This window comes from Alteromonas sp. IB21 (assembly GCF_016405965.1).
Taxonomy (GTDB): Bacteria; Pseudomonadota; Gammaproteobacteria; order Enterobacterales; family Alteromonadaceae; genus Alteromonas.
In genome coordinates this window covers 67,768-82,999 of the sequence record NZ_JAEFCD010000002.1, presented here as the reverse complement: position 1 = coordinate 82,999, position 15,232 = coordinate 67,768, and the positions used below count along the sequence as shown (strand labels likewise).

Annotated in this window: 14 protein-coding genes; 5 read left to right on the top strand and 9 right to left on the bottom strand. The window is 45.2% G+C overall.

What is annotated here, in order from left to right:
• Positions 1 to 9 precede the first annotated feature (9 nt).
• From JC525_RS02165 to JC525_RS02125, 9 genes are all read right to left on the bottom strand, one after another.
• The gene (locus JC525_RS02165) at positions 10 to 882 is read right to left on the bottom strand and encodes an aspartoacylase (RefSeq protein WP_198814016.1); all 873 of its coding nucleotides are present in this window, start codon (positions 880 to 882) and stop codon (positions 10 to 12) included.
• 17 nt (positions 883 to 899) lie between these two features.
• Positions 900 to 1,127, bottom strand: coding sequence for a DNA gyrase inhibitor YacG (gene yacG, locus JC525_RS02160; RefSeq protein WP_198814001.1), 228 nt, complete (start codon positions 1,125 to 1,127; stop codon positions 900 to 902).
• 89 nt (positions 1,128 to 1,216) lie between these two features.
• Complete coding sequence (zapD, locus tag JC525_RS02155) at positions 1,217 to 1,969, bottom strand: cell division protein ZapD (protein WP_198813999.1); 753 nt, start codon at positions 1,967 to 1,969, stop codon at positions 1,217 to 1,219.
• Positions 1,970 to 2,192: 223 nt separating this feature from the next.
• Positions 2,193 to 2,807 carry a dephospho-CoA kinase gene (gene coaE / locus JC525_RS02150; RefSeq protein WP_198813997.1) on the bottom strand — a complete coding sequence of 205 codons (615 nt, stop codon included), beginning with the start codon at positions 2,805 to 2,807 and terminating at the stop codon, positions 2,193 to 2,195.
• 97 nt (positions 2,808 to 2,904) lie between these two features.
• Positions 2,905 to 3,825 (bottom strand): prepilin peptidase, encoded by a 921-nt coding sequence (locus JC525_RS02145; protein ID WP_198813995.1) that lies wholly within the window; start codon positions 3,823 to 3,825, stop codon positions 2,905 to 2,907.
• A 127-nt stretch (positions 3,826 to 3,952) separates the two neighbouring features.
• Positions 3,953 to 5,158: a type II secretion system F family protein gene (locus JC525_RS02140; RefSeq protein WP_198813993.1), complete on the bottom strand. Its 1,206-nt coding sequence runs from the start codon at positions 5,156 to 5,158 to the stop codon at positions 3,953 to 3,955.
• Between the two features lie 62 nt (positions 5,159 to 5,220).
• Positions 5,221 to 5,628 (bottom strand): prepilin-type N-terminal cleavage/methylation domain-containing protein, encoded by a 408-nt coding sequence (locus tag JC525_RS02135; RefSeq protein WP_198814460.1) that lies wholly within the window; start codon positions 5,626 to 5,628, stop codon positions 5,221 to 5,223.
• Between the two features lie 408 nt (positions 5,629 to 6,036).
• The gene (nadC, locus tag JC525_RS02130; protein ID WP_198813991.1) at positions 6,037 to 6,891 is read right to left on the bottom strand and encodes a carboxylating nicotinate-nucleotide diphosphorylase; all 855 of its coding nucleotides are present in this window, start codon (positions 6,889 to 6,891) and stop codon (positions 6,037 to 6,039) included.
• 31 nt (positions 6,892 to 6,922) lie between these two features.
• Complete coding sequence (locus tag JC525_RS02125; protein WP_198813989.1) at positions 6,923 to 7,441, bottom strand: retropepsin-like aspartic protease family protein; 519 nt, start codon at positions 7,439 to 7,441, stop codon at positions 6,923 to 6,925.
• Between the two features lie 217 nt (positions 7,442 to 7,658).
• On the opposite strand from JC525_RS02125, the gene ampD reads away from it, so the two are divergent.
• From ampD to aceF, 5 genes are all read left to right on the top strand, one after another.
• Positions 7,659 to 8,198 carry a 1,6-anhydro-N-acetylmuramyl-L-alanine amidase AmpD gene (gene ampD / locus JC525_RS02120; RefSeq protein WP_198813988.1) on the top strand — a complete coding sequence of 180 codons (540 nt, stop codon included), beginning with the start codon at positions 7,659 to 7,661 and terminating at the stop codon, positions 8,196 to 8,198.
• Between the two features lie 42 nt (positions 8,199 to 8,240).
• Positions 8,241 to 9,158, top strand: a complete 918-nt coding sequence (ampE, locus tag JC525_RS02115) for a beta-lactamase regulator AmpE (protein ID WP_198813987.1) — start codon at positions 8,241 to 8,243, stop codon at positions 9,156 to 9,158.
• Between the two features lie 340 nt (positions 9,159 to 9,498).
• Entirely contained in the window at positions 9,499 to 10,245 is a 747-nt protein-coding gene (gene pdhR, locus JC525_RS02110; RefSeq protein WP_024016767.1) for a pyruvate dehydrogenase complex transcriptional repressor PdhR, read from the top strand.
• A gap of 206 nt (positions 10,246 to 10,451) precedes the next feature.
• A complete protein-coding gene (gene aceE, locus JC525_RS02105; RefSeq protein WP_198813986.1) occupies positions 10,452 to 13,127 on the top strand; it encodes a pyruvate dehydrogenase (acetyl-transferring), homodimeric type in 2,676 nt (891 codons plus the stop codon).
• A 21-nt stretch (positions 13,128 to 13,148) separates the two neighbouring features.
• On the top strand, positions 13,149 to 15,182 hold the full coding sequence (gene aceF / locus JC525_RS02100; protein ID WP_198813985.1) for a pyruvate dehydrogenase complex dihydrolipoyllysine-residue acetyltransferase: 2,034 nt from the start codon (positions 13,149 to 13,151) through the stop codon (positions 15,180 to 15,182).
• Positions 15,183 to 15,232: the final 50 nt, after the last annotated feature.

The window sequence follows — 15,232 nt, the reverse complement described above, 5'->3', positions numbered from 1 at the left end:
CTATATGGTCTACAGGGTAATACGTTCAGACGTGGCAAACGCAACGTCCAGTTTGAAATAGGCGGCTTCATTAATGAAGTGAGGGTAGGTTTCTTTATCGCCATCCCACAGGATATCTTTGCCGTCAAAAGTTCTGAACATGGGCATGCCAGGCATGAGTGGCTCAAAGTCGTTGTCTTGCAGTGCATGGTGGATCATAGCGGTGCGCTTACCATTGTCATCCAAAGGGAAACCGACATTTTCACCTAAGCGAAATGCTTCACAGGCTGGCAAGGCGTCTGTTTTTATCTCTTGATTGTTATAAGCAACACAAAAATCTAAAATGGCTTCTGCCATGGTTTGCGTTAAAAGGTAAACATCTTCTCTTAACACGCCTTGAGGCTGCCCGCCCACTTCAATCATCACGCCTTTTTTACCCGTAGTACACAAGTAACCGTGTTCAAGGTAAGGCTTCTCGTCTTCCACCAAAATATTCGCATCTGGCATCCGCTGTTTAACGAATCTCGCTAGCTGAGTGTGAAACTCATCGGCTTCTAGAATAATCAGCGTGGCACCCATTTCGCTGGTGGTGTTGTGAATGTCGATCACAAAGTCGGTATTTGACTTGCCTTTAGGCCCAAACTTCTCATTAAGCGATTTAGCAAGCACCGCCTCTTTCGCTGGGTTTTCAGCAGCTAATCGCTCCATAGTGAATTGTCGATTTAAATCTTCTTCTACGAATCGCACGTTTGCTTCAAGTGCTGCTTCATTAGCAATTGTCAAAGAAACATTTAATGCATCAAATCGCGACGGTAAGCCGAACTGTTGCCAGTTGCGGATAAGCTGAATACCGCTGGTTTCGTTTCCGTGAGTACCACCAACAAGAGCGATAGAATTAAACATTGTGTTTCCTTGTATTGTTAATGCTTGAAGAAGTCGTCAGATTGTTGGGCCAACATGGCTTCTATCTCTTCGACATCGAACTCTGTTGGGCGCCCGTCTTCGGCGGGCTTACCCGCTATCTTTCTGTCTTCTGCAGCCCACTCGCCTAAATCGATAAGCTGACATTTCTTGCTACAAAAAGGGCGGTATTCGCTTGTTGGCGCCCAAACCACTTGCTTGGCACAAATTGGACATTTCACTTCCATAATACGCTCCAGTGAAATACGTTAAGTAAGGCTAATTGCGTTGGCACTAAAGCCTTAGAGATAACCAATAAAAAGAAATAGATTGAAGTTTAACAGGCTGCTAAACGAAACTGAATACTGTCTTCGACAGCGCCATTTTGCCCCTCTTCGGGAGCAAAGTTCATGAAGCGCAGTGCATAGCGGTATTTGTTTCCACTCAGGGTAGGGTAATACCCCCCATCTACGCTGCATTTTACCCGAATAAGCTCGTTTTTGTCTTCGGCTGCGCCCTGATAGAAGCCGTTATCAGCAATGACGTCGACAAATTGACCACGCTCGCGAATAAAAGAGAGGCTTACGGCAATGGCATCATCTAGTAAGCTTAGCGTTTCTAGCCATTGCGTAATTTCTGCTTGGCGCTGCTCTAACGGTTGCTGCAACCAAAAATGCAGGTTGGGTAAATCGAAACTACACGCACCTCCGGGAATGGCGAAGCGCTGACGAATAGCGCTCAACAGTTTGTCGTCTTTAAGGACATTGCCAAAGCGACGATCTGTTTTTAGCTTTTGCCTTAAGGTTAGTACCGTCTTTAAAGCTTGTTCTAAAGCTGTACTATCAATTTTCGGATGCTTTGACCAATACACCAAGTTCTTCTCGTGCGCGTCGAGATCTTTAGTTAAATCTGAACGCAAATCTAACCGTTCAATTAAATCAAGAAGTTCGAAAAGCTGTTCGAAAAAAACGAGCTGTAAATGGGTATGCTCAGATTTCGCCGTAATCTTAAGTTGTCCAAGCAGCTGCTCAACACGTAGATAGTTACGTACTTTTTCCTTTAGCGGAAATTCGAAAACAGCGTTACCCATGAAACCCCTTAAAACACATTGATATAGAGAATTGGCACGAGAGGCGCACCAAAATTGAAACTGAACAATAAGTTGCGTTAAGCCTAAAGCATCAATGCGTTTAAGCCAAGCATACTTGTACACCAAATCTTTTGTTTGACGTTATCTGTTCAAAAAAGTTTCAAAAACTGCCATTACACTGGAAGGGACGTTATTGTTTCTGCGGATATCGCGTCATAAGCACTTAAACAGATGATAACGTCAATAGGGTATTGTGAAGGTCTGTAATTTGTGCAGAAAGGGCAGGTAATGTTGTACTGTTATCCAAAACCACATCCGCGGCGTTAATTCGCTCGTCTCGTGTGGCTTGAGAAGCCATGATATTTCTAATGGTTTCTTCTGTACTTCCATCCCGCTTCAAAGCACGTTCAAGCTGCATTGCTTCAGGGCAGTCAATAACAACCACATAGTTACACATCTCCGTGAGCTTGTTTTCAACAAGTAGGGGCACAGATAAAATGCAGTAAGGGCTGGTCGATTCACCAAGAAGGTGTTGCATACGCGAGCGAATGAGAGGGTGAAGCAAACTATTCAGCCAGTTTTTTTCATTGATGTCGGAAAATACTTTTTCACGAAGTGCGGCGCGATTAAGACTGCCATCTTCCTGTAGAATGCTATCTCCAAAGCGATTTACTATTTCTTTTAGGCCTTCAGAGCCAGGCGCTACCACATCACGTGCTACTTCGTCTGCATCAACAATGTCGATACCGAGCTTTTCAAAGCACGCTGTGGCTGCTGATTTACCGCTGCCTATACCGCCTGTGAGGCCAACTACAAACGGTTGTTGTGCTGTTGTCATTTTCTATAAAACCTTGGGATGAATGTTCGTAGCCAGATTACTGAGTTAAGGCGTTGAGTTAAAGCACTGAGTTAAAGCACGTAGTGGAAGCACTGAATTAAAGCACATAGTCTAAATACGTGGTAATAATTTCATTTTTAAATAACAGGGTTAACCATCCTGCCACGGCCAGATAAGGGCCAAAAGGAATAGCTAACGACTTTCCTTTGTTCTGAATAATCATGATCAGAATACCTGCAATCGCGCCAACAAGAGATGAAAGCAATATAATAATGGGCAGCCCTTGCCAACCGGTAAATGCCCCAAGCGCAGCTAACAATTTAAAGTCGCCATAACCCATGCCTTCCTTGCCTGTAACCAGCTTAAACAACCAATATACCGACCATAAACTTAAATAGCCTGCCGCTGCACCAATGATAGCATCAGTAGTACCAACAAAAATGTTTTGAGTGCTTAACAGCAGCCCAAGCCAAAGCAAAGGAAGCGTAAGCTGGTCGGGCAGTAACATTTTGTCTAAATCGATAAATAGCAGCGCAACAAGCACATAGGTGAACGCGACAGCCCACAGTGCTTGAGACGTAACGCCAAACTGATAGGCCGCGAGTGTACAGGCTAGGGCAGTGAACAGTTCAACAAGTGGGTAGCGAATAGAAATCCCAGTTTTGCATTTAGCGCATTTACCTTTTAGAAACAGGTAGCTGATAACAGGAATATTTTCCCACGCGCGAATTTTATGACCGCAGCTTGGACAGGTACTGTCGGGTTTTACTAGGTTGAATGTTTTTGTGGACGAGGTTGGCTTGCTATCTGTAGATATACTGGCATTTTTATTTTCACCGTTCTTCGCACCACTATCACTAAAATAGCTTTCATATTCCTGCTGCCAGCTTCGCTCCATCATAATGGGTAAGCGGTAGATTACTACGTTTAAAAAGCTGCCCACCATTATGCTTACAAAGAAAACAAGGCAATAAAAAATAGCGGGGTAGAGCTGGCTAAGCGTTATTATGGCATCCATGAAGTGTAGTTCTTTTCGTTCTATTAGTGGTCGAAAAAAGGCTTGGCTTTAAGTTTATAACAAAGCGCCGTTTTAAGGCGCTATAGCCAAATTCAATCTATGTGCTTAAAGCCAACGATTTGGTAAGTTATACCACGTTACCCATCTCGAATATAGGTAAGTACATGGCTACAATTAGGCCACCGATAACCACACCCAGTACCACCATGATCATAGGTTCAAGCAAACTGGTTAAACCGTCTACCATGTCATCAACTTCAGCTTCATAAATGGTGGCTATTTTGCTTAGCATTTCATCAACGGCACCGGACTCCTCACCAATGGCAATCATTTGGGTGACCATGTCGGGAAATACTTGAGTAGCACGCATGGCGACGAACATGGGTATACCGCCTGCAACTTCTTTCTTAACAAATAAAATTGCATCACGGTATACGGCATTGCCAGATGCGCCTGCTGCTGAGTCCAGTGCGCCTATTAGCGGAACGCCTGCAGCAAAGGTAGTTGATAAGGTACGTGTGAAGCGGGCGATACTCGCTTTCTTAAGAATCTCACCAATCACTGGGATTTTTAAAGAAAGTTTGTCGCATTTGTCCCGCAGCGCCAAGCTTCTTGTGTACGTACGTCCAAATAAAAAGCCCGCAATTCCCATCCCCAGCGCTATAAAAACGCCATAATCTTGAACAAAGCGCGAGATGCCGAGTACAAACTGCGTGAATGCTGGTAGTTCAGCGCCGAACCCCGAAAAAATTTCTTCAAACTGCGGAACAACGAAAACTAGCAGAATGGTAGTAACGATAAACGCCACCACAAGAACAGCAACGGGGTAAAACATCGCTTTTTTAATTTTAGATTTTAGTGCTTCGGCTTTTTCTTTATAGGTGGCTATTCGTTCGTAAATAACTTCTAAAGCACCTGATTGTTCGCCTGTGTAAACCAGGTCGCAGTACAAGCTATCGAAATATTGCGGGTGTTTGCGTAGTGCGGAAGATAAAGGGTTACCTGATTTAACTTCGTTAGTTATCTCTATCAGAAGGCTACGCATGGGCGCTTTCGAGTGACCTTGCCCAATCATCTCTAAGGATTGTATAAGCGTTACACCTGCAGCAAGCATGGTGGCGATTTGTCGAGACACTACCGATATGTCGACAGGAACAATTTTTTGGCCTCGACTAAGTATCGATTTTTGCTGTTTTTTAACTTTTTGGACTGAAATACCTTGCTTACGGAGCATAGTCCTTGCTTCGGAAAGGTTCAGCGCAGAAATCTCGCCTTTTCGACTTGAGCCTCGGCTGTCTTTCCCCTGCCATTCAAAAACTGCTGCAGCTTTCACGGTATTGCTCCTTAGACTAAAAAAGGAGGTGCATAGCGCACCTCCTTTTTACTCTATTCTTTTCAGCACAAACCAGTGGTCGTGCAAGTACCGCCTTTAGTCCAAGTAATTGGCGGTGTGATACCGCTTGGTGTTAATGTGTAAGTTGCGCTGTCAACGTCTGCAGTTCCAGTAGCTGTGATTACGCCGTCTACAATTGTAACAGAGTTAACAACACCAGATGCACCGACTGCAGCAGGCAATCCGTTAGTGGCAGCATCAGCGTCACCTATCGCAGCAAATTCACCTGTTTGCGCTGCTACTTCAAACGCAGTTTTGAACGCCGTTGTCGCCATTACAACTTCGGTAAACTTAGATTTCTTTGTGTAAGTCTGGTAAGCAGGCAATGCAATTGCAGCGAGTATGCCGATAATTGCAATTACAATCATTAGTTCGATTAGGGTGAAACCCTTTTGGTTTTTAGTGTTCATTTTCATGATGGTTTTTCTCCGGGACGCGTATACACGCTAAGTTAAATCTAATTCAAATTGACGTTTATACCCGAGTCGTCCATTTCAACGCCCCTGGTACTTGATACTCAGTATAGAATTTTATTTGTTACTGACAAGTATAGGCAAATATACGTATGTCTAGCTTTTGCAGTATGACATGGTTCGGTAAACCATGGCAGGCCTGTTTGATTGAACTTTCGTATAAATCTTAATGACTTAACCAGGTATATTCATCTATACACAGAAGAGATTAATGAGAAATGACTGGAGATATCCATAAGTTGTCGTATCACAGGTGATACGACAACTTATGGTTGTATGCTGCACGACTAAACTAGATGTTGACACTTAATCACGCTAATAGCATATGGCCTTTCAATGGTTTCGCTATGACAAATTAATTCGTAGAGACAAGTCAATGGCCTGAACATGCTTAGTGAGCGCGCCAGATGAAATATAGTCTACGCCGAGCTTGGCAAGCGAGGCCAGTCGTTCATCAGTAATGTTCCCTGATACTTCCAGTTTACATTGGCCTTTGTTAAGCGCTACTGCCTGTTGGATCTGTTCGTTAGAAAAGTTATCCAACATGACAATGTCGGCACCTGCTGATAGGGCCTGTTCAAGCTCTGCCAGATTCTCCACTTCTACTTCAACAGGCTTGCCTGGCATCATTGATTTTGCACGGCTGACGGCTTTTTCGATATTGCCGCAAGAAAAAATGTGGTTTTCTTTGATTAAGAACGCGTCAAAAAGGCCTACACGATGATTTTGACCGCCGCCACAGCGTACCGCGTATTTCTGTGCATAGCGAAGGCCTGGCAGGGTTTTGCGGGTATCTAGAATTTTAGTGTTTGAGCCGGTTAAAAACTTAGCGTAAAACGCGGTTACGGTTGCAGTAGCTGATAGGGTCTGCAAAAAGTTAAGGGCCGTACGTTCAGCAGTTAATATGGCGCGAGCAGAGCCTTCTAAACTCACTAGAACGGTGTCGGCTTCAACCTTATCACCATCTTTTACATGCCAAGTTAGCGATACTGACTCATCGATAAGCGCAAACGCCTGGTTTGCCCAAGCGATCCCGCAAACAACGCAAGGCTCCCGCGTAATGATGGTGGCTTTTGCGTTAACGCTTTTATCTATCAGGTTTGCGGTTATGTCGTTTGCAGCATTTAACTCGCCGCCAAGATCTTCAACAAGCGCGTTAGATACTTGCTCTCGAATTGCTTGCATGTCTTGTGATGTCATCTTCATCGCTATGATCTGTGTTATGTTCTACTTAAAGGGTACGCAATATTAACCAATCTCCGCGCTGAGTAAACTCTAATTGGCGAAGAACGCTCATTCCAAGCAGTATATGGTCATCTTGCATACCAGGGTTTAAGTTTGCTTTTACATCGCGCACCACAATTTCACCAATGCGCAACGTATTAATGGTCGATTCGGCAACTCTCACTACGCCATTGGCTGTGCTGGCTAATCCTTCACGTCCTGCTTTGAGTTGTAGTTTATTTGCCAGGTGAGCCGGTACAGCCACGTCGGTCGCGCCGGTATCCACAAGAAATACCACTTCTTCGCCATTGATATAACCTGTGGTTACATAGTGCCCTTGGCGATTTTGCTTAAGACGGACCTCAGTTTGGGAACCAATACGCTCGGATGTTGGTTCGCTATTTGGGTTAACCTGTTTCTCTAGTAAGTCTGAGAAGACAAAAACCAGTAACCCGAAGCCGCATATCCAGGCAAGCGCCACCATCCATTTGCCCGTTGATGCGGTCGGGTCTTGTTGTTCACTCATGCTTTAACCCTTTCTATTCATGGTATGAATTGTATCTCATGCAGCCGGTTTTTCTGTACAGACCTAAGAGAAGGTCTAAGATCAGGCTTAATTATTTGCCTAGACCATTGACTAAATAAACTGGTTCAAATTACTGGGAGCTCTTATAGCCCTATACACTTATAAGCCTATACAATGTAGGCTACTACGCAGAAAATCAATTATCGAAGCAAATATCATGGTGCTCTACAACAACGCGAGCTACACATCGAGCCCGCATTTCGACGCCCGTCCTGACGGCACAGACGTAAGCCTATTAGTCATACACAATATCTCACTGCCGCCTTCACAATTTGGTACGCCTGGCATTCGACAATTGTTTACTGGCACGCTAAATCCAGATGAACATCCTTTTTATAAAGAAATTGCTGGTTTACGGGTTTCTGCCCACTGCGTGATATATCGAACCGGCGAAGTAGAACAATTTGTACCTTTCGAGAAGCGGGCATGGCATGCAGGTGTATCTTCATTTCAAGGCCGTAGCCGTTGTAATGACTATGCCATCGGTATTGAACTGGAAGGCACAGATACCTTGCCCTTTACCGATGCGCAGTATAAAGCACTCGGTGAACTCACCGAATTCATTACAAGACACTATCCTCGGATCACTTTAGGGCGTATCGTAGGTCATAATGATATTGCGCCTGGTCGAAAAACTGATCCGGGCGAGGCATTTGATTGGGCAAGGTACAGAATGCGTGTTGCTGGGCTAAAGTAATTTAATTAATCCACGCCGCTGAAAAAAGGAAACACAATACCTATGATGTTAATGAGCTTGCTATTAGTTCTCAGCTTAGAGCGGTTGATAACAAAAACACCGAATTGGCATATCGAAAAGAATGCCGTTCAATATCGTGCTTTTCTTCATGATAAAGGTTTGATCAAGCTTAAAGAAATTGGAGAGGAAAGTAGGGAGGAAGGCAATGAAGAACGAAAACCCGCTTCCTCCGCCACACTCTATTTCTACCTCTTAATTCCGGCAGTGCTGCTTGGGGCCATTGAGTATTGGCTACTAGGTGCATTTCTTACTTTTATAGAGCAGAGCATAGTGCTGTTCGTTTGCATCGGCTGCCCGGTATTAAGGGCGGTTTATAAGAACTTTCTTAATGCTGCGGATCGAGGCGACCTTCAGGCGTGTAGCATGTATACCGACCAGTTAGGTCATTGCGGCAGTCACTCTGACAGTGACGGCACTGCCAGTGCAGAAGGTAAAAGCTTTGGTCAACATCTTACCTGGCTTAATTACCAGCATTATGCCGCGGTGATGTTGTGGTTTATCGCCTTCGGAGCACCTGGAGCGTTGTTTTATAGCTTAAGTCGAAGCACGACTGAAGTTTTGTGTGATGTTAATCATCCTTTAAAAGTGGCCTCAGGCAGGCTGATGTTCGCGCTAGATTATATACCCGTGCGGATAACAGCGTTCGGTATGCTGATGATGGGACATTTTTCGCGAGCGCTACCAGAATGGCTTAAATATGCGCTTCAATTCGATGTGCCTGCATACGATGTGCTGACGAAAATTTCCTCAAAAGCAGAGGTGCTCACGCCAGACGAACAGCAGCTACAGGCTGAAAATGCAGCGGTAGAGCCCAAGGTGCTTGTAAAGTTAGCAAAACGTAATGTTATTTTTCTGCTAGTTATTACCTCGGCGCTCACGCTAGTCGGTAGCTTGGCATAACCACTATTTTTAACATTTAATAAGTACTAAACGTTTGGTCTGTTTATAAATTAGTAGATAGATCAAACCCTTCGCGTCTTATTTTACACCCCTTCTGCCTCATCAGACCAGTTTCGATTGCTGCGCTTTTCTTAACAATTTCAATAATAAAGCTTAACACGAAGCAAATCCCTATGGCTTTGCTATGCTTGGAAGTATTTACCTCGAATTCGATCTGCCTTAAACTAGATAGGTAAAATGGTATTACCAATTGTGTCTGTGATTAAATTATCTCTGATTATTGTTTACATTCACTGCTGTTATATCAGCGCTGGTTTAAATTAAAGGATACGTGCAACGCATGCGGCAGCAGCGAAAAAAACTCTCTGATGTGATTACCGAGCAACTCGAGTCAATGATACTCGACGGTACTCTGTTGGCGGGTCAAAAACTGCCGCCAGAAAGAGAGCTAGCGCTTGAATTTGATGTTTCTCGCCCCTCGTTGAGAGAGGCCATTGGCAATCTACAGGCACGCGGACTGGTAGAGCGTAAGCAAGGCGGCGGTACATTTGTAAATCGCAACCTCAATTCAGCGATGACCGACCCGCTAATGGACTTAGTCAGCCAGCGCCCTGAAACCCAGTTTGATTTGCTTGAATTTCGTCACGCCCTTGAAGGAATGGCGGCTTATTACGCGGCACTTCGTGGTCAACCAGAAGACTATGAGGCATTAAAGCAAGCATTAAATGACGTGCCTACGCCCAAAGCCCATGAAAGTAAGCGTGCTCAAGCAGAGGCACTAGGTCAGTTTTACATTATTATGGCAAGAGCATCGCACAACATGGTGCTGTTGCATGTGATGAGCACCATGCAAAGTATGCTGGTGGACAATATTGAACGAAATTTTGACATGTTGGCAGCGCACCCTGAAGCAGTGGAAGACATTGCCAAGCAGCGTCGTGAAATTGTAGAAGCTATTGCTTCTCGCGATCCTGAAGCTGCGCGTCAGGCATGTAACACGCATTTGGCGTTTATTGAAAAAACGCTTTTAACCATTAATCAACGCGATACACGTGTACAGCGCGCATTGCGACGATTAGAGATTTAGTTACCTAGCTTTGCTTTCAAAAAAGCTAGATAGCTATTCATTCGCAGAGGCCGGTCAGGTTTTTCCTGTGCCACTGCAAAAGCAGGTGAGCCAGATTGGGTCACTGTGAGTACAACGTAATTTAGTTTTCCTTCTTTTAGCGCCTTTAAGATTAGAGGCAATGCTAAAGGGGGATTTTCTATATAAGCAAAAAATAGGATGGCACCATGTCTGATATGATGCACCAAGATGTAGATCCTCAAGAAACTAAAGAGTGGATTGATGCGCTTGAGTCGGTTTTAGAAGAGGAAGGCGTAGAACGCGCTCACTATTTACTCGAAAAACTTATTGATAAAGCACGTCGCAGCGGAGCGCATTTACCGTATGACGCAACTACTGCCTACATCAATACTATCCCGGCAGCGCAAGAACCAAAAATGCCTGGTGACTTGACCATCGAAGCGCGCATCCGTGCCGCTATTCGCTGGAACGCATTGATGATCGTATTGCGTGCATCGAAAAAAGACCTGGAGCTTGGTGGCCACATTGGAAGCTTTGCATCATCCGCTATGCTTTACGATGTGGGTTTTAACCATTTCTTTAAAGCGCCTAACGAAAACCAAGGCGGCGATTTTATTTTCGCTCAAGGCCATATTTCTCCTGGTATTTATGCCCGTTCTTACATAGAAGGCAACTTAACTGAAGAGCAGTTAAACAACTTCCGTCAAGAGTGTGCAGGCGATGGTCTATCGTCTTACCCGCATCCTCACTTGATGAAAGACTACTGGCAGTTCCCAACGGTATCTATGGGCTTAGGTCCACTTCAAGCAATCTACACTGCTCGTTTCCTTAAGTACCTAACCAACCGTGGTATTAAAGACTGTTCAGGTCAGCGCGTATACTGCTACATGGGTGATGGTGAGTGTGATGAGCCAGAGAGCTTGGGAGCGATTGGTCTTGCGTCTCGCGAAGGCCTAGACAACCTAACGTTTGTTATCAACTGTAACCTTCAGCGTCTAGACGGCCCGGTACGTGGTAACGGCAAAATTATCCAAGAACTTGAAGGGACGTTCCGCGGCGCAGGCTGGGAAGTCGTGAAAGTCATTTGGGGTAGTTACTGGGATGAGCTACTAGCTCGTGATAAATCTGGCAAGCTAATCCAGCTTATGGGTGAAACGGTAGACGGTGAATACCAGAACTGTAAAGCCAAAGGCGGCAAGTACACCCGTGAAAACTTCTTCAATAAGTACCCTGAAACAGCGGCACTTGTAGCAAACATGTCTGATGATGACATCTGGCGTCTAAACCGTGGTGGTCACGATCCAGTGAAAGTATTCGCAGCTTATCAAAAAGCGATTGATACCAAAGGTCGTCCGACAGTAATTCTTGCTAAAACAGTAAAAGGTTTCGGTCTTGGTGCATCAGGTGAAGCACAAAACGTAGCGCACAACGTTAAGAAAATGGACGTAGAGTCAATCAAAGTATTCCGCGACCGTTTCAATATTCCAGTAGCAGACGACAAGATTGCTGACTTACCTTACTTCAAGTTCGACGAAGATAGCGAAGAAATGAAGTACCTTCGCGCACGTCGTGAAGCACTAGGTGGTTACCTGCCTTCTCGTCGCGAACAAGCTGAAGAGCAGTTGGAAGTTCCTGAGCTAAGTGCATTCGATGCAATCTTGAAAGGTTCAGGCGACCGTCAAGTGTCATCAACCATGACCTTTGTACGTGTACTTAACGCGCTATTGAAAGACAAGAAAATTGGTAAACGCATTGTGCCAATCATTCCTGATGAAGCCCGTACATTTGGTATGGAAGGCTTGTTCCGTCAGGTCGGCATTTACGCCAACGAAGGTCAGAAATACGTACCTCAAGATGCAGACCAAGTGGCTTACTATCGCGAAGATAAGAAAGGTCAGGTACTACAAGAAGGTATTAACGAGTTAGGTGCAATGGCATCGTGGGTTGCGTCAGGTACGTCTTACTCAACCTGTAACGCGACCACTATTCCGTTCTACATCTACTACTCAATGTTTGGTTTCCAACGTGTTGGTGACCTGGCATGGGCAGCTGGCGATAGCCAAGCGCGTGGTTTCCTATTAGGCGCAACTGCAGGTAGAACCACACTTAACGGTGAAGGTCTACAGCACCAAGACGGCCACTCACATGTTCAGGCGAACCTAATTCCAAACTGTATTACTTACGACCCAACGTATGGTTACGAAGTGGCGGTTATCATTCAAGACGGTCTGCGTCGTATGTACGGTAACAACGAAAATATCTTCTATTACCTAACGTTGATGAACGAGAACTATCAGCACCCTGCAATGCCAGAAGGTGATGACGTTGCCGAGCAAATCATTAAAGGTATCTACAAGCTAGAGCGCGTTGAAAACGACAAGTCTACGCTTAACGTTCAGCTAATGGGCTCAGGTACTATCTTGAACGAAGTGCGTAAAGCAGCGCAGATTCTGTGTGAAGACTACAACGTGTCTTCTGACGTTTACTCTGTGACTTCATTCAACGAGCTAGCCCGTGAAGGTCAAGACGTTGCGCGTTGGAACATGCTAAACCCTGAAGCCGAGCAAAAAGTACCTTACATTGGTCAGGTCATTACGAAAGACGCAGGTCCTGCGATTTCTGCCACTGATTATGTGAAGAACTACTCAGACCAAGTACGCGCGTTCATTGAAACTGAATACCGCTGCCTAGGTACAGACGGTTTCGGTCGAAGTGATAGCCGCGAAAACTTGCGTACTCACTTTGAAGTTAATGCGTCATACATTGTGGTTGCATCACTTTACGAATTGGCTCAGCGCGGCGACGTTGAGAAGAAAGTGGTAGCAGAAGCCATTAAGCGTTTTGATATCAACGCTGAAAAACTTAACCCACTTTACGCGTAAGCCAGATAAGGTATTTTACATATGTCAGATATTCAAAAGATTATCGTACCCGATGTAGGCGGTGACGAAGTTGAAGTTATCGAGCTATGTGTTGCCGTAGGCGACAACATCGAAGCCGATGAAGGCGTTGTTACTGTAGAAAGTGACAAGGCGTCAATGGACATCCCAGCACCATTTGAAGGTGAGATTGTAAGCCTGTCTGTATCAGTAGGCGATAAAATCAAAGAAGGCGATGTGATTGGTGAAATGAAAGTTGCCAATGGTGACAGTGCCGGCGATAGTGCTGCTGAAGCATCATCTTCAGACAACGCGTCACAAGAAGAAGCGCCTAAGCAAGAAGAAGCTCCAAAAGAAGAAAGCAAGTCAGATGCAGCGCCTGCTGCTTCTGGTACCAGTGAAGTGATTGAAGTTGCCGTACCGGATATCGGCTCTGATGACGAAGTTGACGTTATCGATGTATTGGTTTCAGCGGGCGACACCATTGAAAAAGAAGATGGTCTTATTACCCTTGAAACCGATAAAGCAACGATGGATGTACCTTCAACACACGCTGGTACGGTGAAAGAAGTATTCATCAGCACTGGCGATAAAGTGAAAGAAGGCACAGTTGTTATTAAGCTTGAAATTGCTGGAGAAGGTGGTTCAAGCGAGCCTGCTGAGAAGCCAGAAGAGGCTTCTAGTCAAGAGTCAAGCCAACAAGAATCACAGCAAGATGCGTCAGCTGGTTCTGCAAGCAGCGAAACCATTGAAGTGGCTGTACCTGATATCGGTGAAGACGGTGAAGTTGACGTTATCGATGTGCTTGTGTCTGTTGGCGACACCGTTGAAAAAGAAGACGGTCTAATTACGCTAGAAACGGATAAAGCCACCATGGATGTGCCTTCAACGCATGCAGGTACCATTAAAGAAGTCTTTATCAAAACGGGCGACAAAGTTAAGCAAGGCACCTTGGTTGTTAAGCTAGAGACTAGCGGTGGTTCGTCTTCAAGTGCTGCTGAAAAGCCTGCTGAAGCGCCTAAGCAAGAAGCACCTAAACAGGAAGAGCCTAAGCAAGCTTCGCAGCAAGAAGCCTCGCAAGGCCGTTCTCCTGTGCCTCCTGCTCCTGAAGCAAAAGGTAACGGCAAAGCGCACGCATCGCCTTCGGTACGCCGAATTGCGCGTGAGTTTGGTGTAGACCTAACTCAGGTTAATGGCTCTGGCCCTAAAAACCGTATTCTTAAAGAAGACGTTCAGGCTTACGTGAAAGCTGAACTAGCGAAACCGCGCTCAACAGCAGCGGCTTCTGGCAGTGCGCCAGTGGGCGATAACGTGCTTCAAATTGTGCCAGTTAAACCTGTTGATCACAGCAAGTTTGGTGAAATTGAAGAGCAGCCATTATCTCGAATTCAGAAGATCTCTGGTCCGTTCTTACACCGTAACTGGGCGACGATTCCGCACGTTACGCAGTTCGATGAAGCAGATATCACTGACGTTGAAGAATTCCGTAAAGAGCAAAACGCTTACCACGCGAAAATTAAGTCTGGTCTTAAGATCACGCCGCTCGTATTCGTAATGAAAGCGGTAGCAAAAGCCCTTGAGAAATACGAAGTATTTAACTCATCACTGTCTGACGACGGCGAAAGCTTGATCATTAAGAAGTTTATCAACATCGGTATTGCGGTTGAAACACCGGGGGGCCTTGTAGTTCCTGTTATTCGCGACGTGAATAAGAAAGGCATTGAAGAACTTTCTCGCGAGCTTATCGAAACATCGAAGAAGGCCCGTGAAGGCAAGCTTAAAGCTGCCGACATGCAGGGTGGTACGTTTACTATCTCTAGCCTAGGTGGTATTGGCGGTACGGCGTTTACGCCTATTGTAAATGCACCAGAAGTTGCCATATTAGGTGTGTCTAAGTCTGAGATGAAGCCTAAGTGGAATGGTAAAGAGTTTGAGCCGCGCTTGATGGTGCCGCTAAGCCTGTCTTATGACCACCGAGTAATCGATGGTGCGGTAGGTGCAAGATTCTCTACCGAGGTTGCTGCAAACCTAACTGACTTACGCAGAATCATACTTTAAATAAAAGGCCGAAAAAGTTTACAATATCAGTAACATTTTTGATGATTTTA